We start from the raw sequence: 8,614 nt of genomic DNA on the forward strand, positions 1-8,614 counted from the left end.
ATGTATTGGGCCAGGTCGCGGGTGCTGGAATACCTCAACTATGTGAAAAACCGCCTGCCGCAAGGCGTCACGCCAGCATTAGGGCCGGATGCCACCGGCGTCGGCTGGGTTTATGAATATACCTTGGTGGACAAGACCGGCAAACATGATTTGGCTCAGTTACGATCCATCCAGGACTGGTATCTGCGCTATCCACTGCAAACCGTGCCCGGTGTGTCGGAAGTCGCCTCGGTCGGTGGCTACGTCAAGCAATATCAGGTGGAAGTCGATCCCAATGCGTTGCAGGCCTATGAGATCCCGTTATCCACCGTGATGATGGCCATCAAACGCTCAAACAACGACGTGGGCGGCCGTTTACTGGAGCTCGGCGAAACCGAGTACATGGTCAGGGGCTTGGGCTATATCAAATCCATCGACGACCTGAACACCATACCGGTGGGCGTCGATGCCAACGGCACGCCGATTCGCTTGCAGGATGTCGCCCACGTGCAGATCGGTCCGGAGCTGCGGCGCGGCGTCACCGAACTCAACGGCGAAGGCGAAGTGGCCGGCGGCGTGGTGATCATGCGCTTCGGCGAAAATGCGCTGGCAACCATTGAAGATGTACGTGCGAAGCTGGAAGAACTGAAAAAAGGCCTGCCGGCAGGTGTGGAAATCGTCCCGGTCTATGACCGGGGCAGTTTGATCGAGAGGGCGGTGGACACCTTGAAAGAGGCGCTGAGCCAGGAGCTGATCATCGTCTGCGCCTTGGTCGCCTTGTTTTTGCTGCATTTGCGTTCGTCCCTGGTGATTGTCATCACCCTGCCGCTAGGCATCCTGATGGCCTTTATCGTGATGAAATGGCAAGGCATGAACGCCAACATCATGTCCTTGGGCGGCATCGCGCTGGCCATCGGCGACATGGTTGATGGCGGCGTGGTGATGGTGGAAAACGCTCATAAACACCTGGCCGAAGCGGCCGAGAAAAAACAAGCCAAGTTGACTTCACAGGAACGCTGGGAAGCCATCGGCAATGCGTCCCGCGAAGTCGGCTCCGGTTTGTTTTCGTCCTTGCTGGTGATTACCGTGTCCTTCCTGCCGATTATTACCATGGAAGCGCAGGAAGGCCGACTATTTAGCCCATTGGCGTACACCAAAACCTATGCGATGGCGGCCGCCGCGATCTTGACCATCACCTTGGTGCCGGTGTTGATGGGGTATTTCGTGCGCGGCAAGATCATTCCCGAGCAAAAAAATCCGATTAATCGGATTTTGCATGCCATTCATTCGCCGGTCTTAAGAATAGCGATGCGCTGGCGAGGTGCCACGCTGGTCGTGGCGCTGCTGTTGATGGCCTCGACCTTTTATCCCTTATCCCAATTGGGCAGTGAATTTATGCCGCCCCTGGATGAAGGCGATATTTTATACATGCCCACCACCTTTCCGGGCATCTCCATCACCAAAGCCAGGGAAGTCTTGCAACAGACCGACAAGATCATCAAGACCTTTCCGGAAGTGCATCATGTGTTCGGCAAGATCGGTCGGGCGGAAACCGCCACCGATGCCGCGCCGTTGATGATGGTGGAAACCACCATTAAGTTAAAGCCAAGAGAACAGTGGCCCGACCCGAACAAGACCACGCGGCAACTAATGGATGACATGGATAAGGCTATCCATTTCCCTGGTTTAGCCAACGCCTGGACCATGCCCATCAAGACTCGCATCGACATGCTGTCCACCGGCATCAAGACCCCGGTCGGCATCAAGGTCTCCGGTCCCGACCTGAACGTGCTGCAATCCCTGTCGCTGCAAATCGAACAGGCCATGAAAACCTTGCCGGACACTCTGTCGGCCTATGGCGACCGGGCGGTCGGCGGCTATTTCCTGGATTTCGACATCAACCGCGAAGCGGCCGCGCGTTACGGCTTAACGGTCGGCGACGTACAGGATGTAATCCAAAGCGCGATTGGCGGCATGAACATCACCGAGACCGTCGAAGGTCTGGAGCGCTATCCGGTCAATCTCAGGTATCCGCGCGATTTGCGTGACAATCCGGAAGCTTTACGGCGGGTGCTGATTCCGACGCCGACCGGTAGCCAAATCCCGTTGACGGCGGTGGCGAACATCGATTTCAAGCGCGGTACCGACGTGATCAAAACAGAGGATGCACGGCCCAATGCCTGGATTTATGTCGACCTAAAAACCTCGGACATCGGCGGTTATGTGGAGCAGGCGAAAAAGGCCTTGGCCGAAAAAGTCACGTTGCCCGCCGGTTATACCGTCACTTGGTCGGGCCAGTTCGAATACATGCAGCGGGCCGCGGAAAGGCTACGCATCGTGATACCCATCACGCTACTGCTGATTTTTATTCTGCTATACACCGCCTTTCGAAACATCACCGAACCCACCATCGTGATGCTGGCGATTCCTTTTAGCCTGATCGGTGGTATCTGGTTCGTCTATTGGTTGGGCTATAACCTGTCGATTACCGTCTATGTCGGACTGATCGCGCTGGCGGGTACGGCGGCGGAAACCGGGGTGATGGTGCTGAGCTTTATCGATATTGAAATCGATAAGCTCAGGGCGCAAAAACAGGCGCCCTTGACCGGCGAGGAAATCCGAGTGGCCAGCGAAGCCGCGACGGCATTACGCGTCCGGCCGGTCGCGATTACCTCGCTGGCCAACATCATCGGTTTGATACCCATCATGACGGCGACCGGCACCGGCGCGGATGTGACGCAACGCATTGCCGCCCCCGCGTTGGGCGGCATGCTGACCGTGTTGATATTAAGCCTTTTGGTGTTCCCGGTGATTTACAGCCTGGTGTTGCAGTTTCAAGAACGGTTTCGAACCTCATAGTCTTGAGAGGTTACTGATGCTTTCATCAATTGGTTAGGCTCACGGAGAATTTTGATATGGCTTCATGTTGTGAAAATAACTGCGCAATTGAGAAATTACGCGAACGACAACGCGGCACGCTTAAAGCCGTGCTCGTTGTTAATGCGGTTATGTTTGTCGTCATTGTCGGCGGGGCCGTTTACGGAAAATCAACGGCTCTGCTCTCGGACAGCCTGGACAATCTCGGCGATGCGTTGACATATGGCTTAAGCCTTTACGCCGTTTCTAAAGAAGCGACCACTAAGGCGAAAGTGGCCTTATTTAAGGGTAGTTTGATATTGATCGGGGCGTGTGTGGTCTTGGCGCAAATCATTCTGCGGCTGATTGAGCCTGTACTGCCATCTTACGAAATTATGGGTATTTTCAGTTTGGCGGGCCTAGCTGCAAATTCGCTATGTCTATTTTTGCTGTGGAAGCACAGAAACGAAGACATCAATATGAGCTCGGTATGGGAATGTTCAAGAAATGATATAGCGTCAAATCTATCGGTATTTATCACAGCGGGAGCAGTTTGGTACTTTGAATCGGGATGGGCGGATATTGTCGTCGCATCCTGTCTTGTCATGCTGCTGCTGAATTCTTCATTCCGTGTTATCCGTTCCGCGCTCAAAGAAATTAATTATCCGAAAATTTAAACTATCTGGAAATCACCTATGAAAACAAAATTACTGATCACTTTGCTTTTAATGACAGGCTTACTAGCGGCCTGTAGCGAAATCAAGCCTCATTCGATGGATTTGGACCTGGCCGTACAGCATGAGGCGTTGGTAAAGCATTATGAAGAAACCGCTAAGGAGATGCAGGCCAAGGTTCAGGAACACAAGATGTTTTTGAGCCAATATGAGGCTAAAAGCTATCTTTATGGCCGGCAAGCCGAAGGGTTTAAAGAACATTGCCAAGCATTGATCAATGCCTACGAAAAGGCGGCTGAGGAAAATTTGATGATGGCAAATTTGCATCGCCAGAAAGAGTGAGGGGGGTGAGACATGACTATCCGTTGGCATAAATCAATTCTAATCACCTTAGTCGGTGTGCTTTTCTTGCTGGAAGGATGTGCCGTTACCCAGCCGGCATTCTACCGGGCTTCGGAATTTAAGCCTGAATCCATAGGCCAGATTACGCTACTGCCAGCCGTTGATGCGCGAATCGATAAACAGGTTGCGGCATATCTCGAAGAACCCTTACGCGAAAAGGCGGCAACGATACTGAAGCGGAAAGGATACCCGGTGATCCTGAGTGATTCACGCGAGAGCTCTACCCTGACCAACGATAGTCTACGGGCCGCCGATCCTGCCTTGATAAAACGCCTTGGTCCGCCGGATGCACGCTGGATCATGGTCTTAGCCCTTATCGATCTCAATGTGGTTGGCAGCCAGGATAAGGTGGAAGTGGCAGGCTTTCTCTACGACAAGGAGAAAGGTTTGCTGCTATGGCGGGACAGCGTTATTTGTTTGGTCGGGGATGGTGGGGTATTTGGCGTGCTAATAAACGATAAAAGGGTCGATCTAGCGGTTTCTACCGCAGTGGATTCGTTATTGGGCAGTATTCCGGAATAGGGACTCGTTTTGATAATCCCACGCTGCCACCGGTCGTTATCTCTGACATTATCGATATGTTTAAAGGGAGGTGTGTCATGACGCATACATGGCACAAGCTATCTTCAATCGAAACCGCAGGTCTGCTTGCGACCGATATGGAACAGGGACTTTCCACCGATGAGGCGAAAAAGCGACTTGCTCGATATGGGCAAAATAAACTGGATAAGGGCAAGCGATTTTCGGCTTTGGTGATTCTTATCAGCCAGTTTAAAAGTCTCGTTATTTGGGTACTGATTGGCGCAGCGGCCGTTTCCGTCGCACTCGGTGAAGTCATCGACGGTATTGCCATCATCGCTATCGTGATCTTGAATGCGGTCATTGGCTTTCTCCAGGAGTATCGGGCCGAGAAAGCGGCAGCCGCACTCGCTCGTTTAACAGCGCCGCATTGCCGAGCGGTTCGGGATGGCCATAGTTTGGTGATCACAACCACTGAAGTCGTTCCGGGCGACCTACTGTTACTCGAAGCGGGCGATTTGGTTGCGGCGGATGCCCGCCTTATTCAAGCATCCGTATTTCGCGTCAATGAAGCCCCGCTCACAGGCGAGTCGCAAGCCGTGGCTAAGTGTACCGATAGCTTGGCATTGGACACACCGCTGGCTGAGCGGCGCAATATGGTTTTTCTCGGTACCAGTGTGACCGGTGGTTCCGCTCGCGCAGTGGTGGTTAATACCGGCATGGAAACCGAACTTGGCCGCATAGCGAAACTGCTCGAATCGGCCGAAAGCGGAGAAACGCCATTGCAACGCCAACTGGAACGAGTTGGGCGTCTGTTGTTGATGGCATGTTTCGGCATCGTCGGCTTAATTTTTGGGCTGGGATTATGGCGAGGCATCGCCCCCTTTGAGCTTTTCCTAAGTTCGGTGAGTCTTGCCGTCGCGGCGATTCCCGAAGGGTTGCCGGCGGTGGTAACGATTGCGCTGGCTTTGGGTGTACAGCGTATGGTTCAGCGTCATGCCTTGGTACGACGTTTGGCTTCGGTTGAAACGCTAGGCCGTGCCCAGGTGATTTGTACCGACAAGACCGGCACGCTGACGATGGGTGAAATGACGGCCCGCAAGTTGGTGACCTCGCAAAACCTCTATCGTGTTACCGGTGAAGGTTACGCCACGGAAGGCACATTCTTCTCTGGCAACGTGGAAAGTTTCCCTTCGGAAAGCCCCGAATTATTCGCCTTGCTGCGAGCATCGGCGGCATGCAACGATGCCGAACTCACGCTAATCGATGGCCGATCTACTGTCGTAGGCGATCCTACCGAGGGGGCGTTATTGGTGGCCGCCGCGAAAGCGAATATTACCCGTTCTGCCATTGAAACGGACATGCCGCGTTTGGCGGTGATCCCTTTTGATTCTGACCGCAAACGCATGAGCGTTATCCGTCGTCAGGCTAATTTCCCCTGGGCCTTTGTCAAAGGTGCTCCCGAAGTCGTTCTTAGCCGTTGCACGTTGATTCGTACCGACCAAGGTGTCAGGGCATTGACTGAAATCGACCGCACTCGATTTTTTCAGGCCAATCGCTTACTGGCCAACGATGCGTTGCGAGTGCTGGCCGTGGCAGAGCGTCCACTAGAAGGCATCCATTTCGGTGCGGGCGTATTCGGTAGTGATGTCGAGATCGAACAGCAGCTTATTTTGCTAGGACTCGTTGGCTTACAGGACCCGCCGCGTGGTGAAGCCAGAGAGGCCGTCAGCAAATGCAAACGGGCAGGGATCAAAACGGTGATGATCACCGGCGACCACCCTGATACTGCGCGAGCTATTGGCTGCGAATTAGGGATTATGGATAAGGGCGATGAAGTTCTGATTGGTACCGAGATAGACCACTTGGACGATGCTGAGTTAAAGGAACGCGTACCGCATGTTTCGGTGTATGCACGGGTAACAGCCGAGCATAAACTGCGTATTGTGCGGGCATGGAAAGCGACTGGGGCGGTTGTCGCGATGACGGGAGACGGCGTGAACGATGCGCCGGCTATCAAAGAGGCGTCCATCGGAATCGCTATGGGCATTACCGGTACTGAAGTGACCAAAGAAGCCGCCGACATGATTGTTGCCGATGATAATTTTGCTTCCATTGTCGCCGCCGTTGAAGAAGGACGCGGCATTTATGACAACATCGCCAAAACCTTGGCTTACCTGCTGGGCAGTAGCACCGGCGAGTTGTTGGTGATGTTGGGCGCCGTGCTGTTGGGTTGGCCATTACCGCTTTTACCGCTACATCTTTTGTGGATCAACCTGGTCACCGATGGTTTTGCGGCCTTGGCCCTTTCCACCGATCCAATTGATCCGGGGGTATTGAATCGCCCGCCTCGACAGGCTCAGTCCCAGTTACTCAACCGGCATTTGTTTTATCTGACTTTATTCACCGGTTTATTAGCCGCGAGCGTCACGCTCGGCGTGTTTGCCTATGAACTGCATATAGTCGGCAATACGCTTGATCAAGCTCGCGACGCCGCCTTTACTGCTCTGGTGATTACCGGTTTGCTGCGTGCCTTCGGTGCGCGAAGCGAGCAACGCGTCATCTGGCAAATCGGTTTGTTCTCCAATTTGCGTTTGTTTCTGATTGTCGCCGTGTGCTTTAGCTTACAGTTGGCAATACACCATGTTCCCATGCTGCAAACCCTGTTTCAGATCAAATCGGTGTCGTTGCATCAGTGTGTAGTCTGGATCGGGGTTGGATTTATACCCTTGGCAATCTTAGAGCTCAGAAAAATCCTGCTTAATCGAGCTAAAAAGTTTGCTTAGAACAATGAAAACCAAGCAATCACATCGCTATCAATCTAAAAGGATGAAATCGCCACAAGCGATGTCCACCAATCGCTTTATCCATCGAAAAATTCTGGTTCGATTGCTTTTAGGTTGGTTGTTCCTGAGCGTAACGGTAGGCGGTTCCATTTTATGGCTGGAGATCAAGAGAGCCGAGCAGTTAGTTCATGCCCTTGCGCTGAAGGAATCAGCGATATTCAGCGGGGCATCGGCCCATAATCTGGAACAACTCGATGCCCAATCGACCGAACACCTGAGGCAACTGGCTGAACAACTGGTTAGCCTGCATTTTCTGATTGTTGAATTATACGACCGCAACAAGCAATTAAAGCTCGAAGCCGTTAGAAAAGGAAAGGAATTTGTCGAACATTTCATCGATCAATATCGCCATCAATTTCCAAAAGCCGATGGGTTTACTCACGACCTTCATTTCATTCATGGCCAATTGTGGCTAGTCACCCTGGTTCCGCTACGTGGCGAACAGGATTCGCCGATGGGGTATTTCGAAGGCGTCTATCAGGTTGATCCGGAAACCTTTGCCGCCTTGAAGCAAAACCTAATCCGTATGCTGGGTTTTGTTACGCTGGGCATTTTCTTTACCAGCCTATTGATGTATCCGATTGTCCTCTCCCTCAATCGAGGCGTCATCAGGCTTTCCGGCGAACTCTTACAGGGTAATCTTGAACTCATGAATGTGCTCGGTTGCGCCATCGCGGAGCGCGATTCGGAAACCAACCATCATAACTATCGGGTGACCTATTACGCCTTGCGGCTGGGTGAAGCGGTCGGATTGTCTCAAGATAATATGCGCGATCTAATTGCCGGAGCTTTTTTACATGATGTCGGCAAGATCGGTATCCGTGATCCGATTTTGCTGAAACCGGAAAAACTGACAGTGGATGAATTCGAGGTCATGAAAACGCATGTGGCATTAGGCGTGGAAATTCTAAACAAATCGCACTGGTTGATCGGTGCGCGGGATGTCGTGGAGTTTCACCATGAAAAATATGACGGCAGCGGGTATCTGCAAGGCCTTAAAGGGGACGCCATTCCACTGAACGCACGAATATTCGCTATCGGGGACGTGTTTGATGCGCTGACCTCGCACCGTCCGTACAAGGACGCGTGGCCAGCGGTTGATGCTATTACCAAGCTCACTAAAGAGGGTGGCAGCCACTTTGACCCTCAACTGGTAACGATTTTTGCCAAGATTGCTCCGCGTCTTCATCAAGAGGTGAATGATTTAGACGAATCTCAACTGGAAGCAATGCTGCAACGCCTTGTTGGCGAACACTTTTTGAACACTGCGTTTAAGGCTCGAAAGGCAAGATATGAAGTTGCACGCACATCGGCTTAGGAGATTGACCCAATACGGTG

6 protein-coding genes are annotated in these 8,614 nt (G+C 52.5%); all 6 read left to right on the forward strand.

What is annotated here, in order from left to right; all coding sequences use genetic code 11:
* Positions 1–2,838 (forward strand): efflux RND transporter permease subunit (locus NP603_RS21435; protein ID WP_256612900.1); only part of this gene is annotated, 2,838 nt, incomplete at its 5' end.
* Between the two features lie 56 nt (positions 2,839–2,894).
* The gene (locus tag NP603_RS21440; RefSeq protein ID WP_256612901.1) at positions 2,895–3,512 is read left to right on the forward strand and encodes a cation efflux transmembrane domain-containing protein; all 618 of its coding nucleotides are present in this window, start codon (positions 2,895–2,897) and stop codon (positions 3,510–3,512) included.
* Positions 3,513–3,530: 18 nt separating this feature from the next.
* A complete protein-coding gene (locus tag NP603_RS21445; RefSeq protein WP_256612902.1) occupies positions 3,531–3,851 on the forward strand; it encodes a hypothetical protein in 321 nt (106 codons plus the stop codon).
* A gap of 12 nt (positions 3,852–3,863) precedes the next feature.
* Positions 3,864–4,433 (forward strand): hypothetical protein, encoded by a 570-nt coding sequence (locus NP603_RS21450; RefSeq protein WP_256612903.1) that lies wholly within the window; start codon positions 3,864–3,866, stop codon positions 4,431–4,433.
* A gap of 77 nt (positions 4,434–4,510) precedes the next feature.
* The gene (locus NP603_RS21455; RefSeq protein WP_256612904.1) at positions 4,511–7,216 is read left to right on the forward strand and encodes a cation-translocating P-type ATPase; all 2,706 of its coding nucleotides are present in this window, start codon (positions 4,511–4,513) and stop codon (positions 7,214–7,216) included.
* A gap of 4 nt (positions 7,217–7,220) precedes the next feature.
* On the forward strand, positions 7,221–8,594 hold the full coding sequence (locus tag NP603_RS21460) for an HD-GYP domain-containing protein (RefSeq protein ID WP_256612905.1): 1,374 nt from the start codon (positions 7,221–7,223) through the stop codon (positions 8,592–8,594).
* Positions 8,595–8,614: the final 20 nt, after the last annotated feature.

This window comes from Methylomonas aurea (genome assembly GCF_024505045.1).
Taxonomy (GTDB): Bacteria; Pseudomonadota; Gammaproteobacteria; order Methylococcales; family Methylomonadaceae; genus Methylomonas; species Methylomonas aurea.

Excerpts from the sequence above, each read along its gene's own strand:
- NP603_RS21440 (WP_256612901.1), top strand. The coding sequence starts at position 2,895 with ATGGCTTCATGTTGTGAAAATAACTGCGCAATTGAGAAATTACGCGAA.
- NP603_RS21445 (WP_256612902.1), top strand. The coding sequence starts at position 3,531 with ATGAAAACAAAATTACTGATCACTTTGCTTTTAATGACAGGCTTACTA.
- NP603_RS21450 (WP_256612903.1), top strand. The coding sequence starts at position 3,864 with ATGACTATCCGTTGGCATAAATCAATTCTAATCACCTTAGTCGGTGTG.
- NP603_RS21455 (WP_256612904.1), top strand. The coding sequence starts at position 4,511 with ATGACGCATACATGGCACAAGCTATCTTCAATCGAAACCGCAGGTCTG.
- NP603_RS21460 (WP_256612905.1), top strand. The coding sequence starts at position 7,221 with ATGAAAACCAAGCAATCACATCGCTATCAATCTAAAAGGATGAAATCG.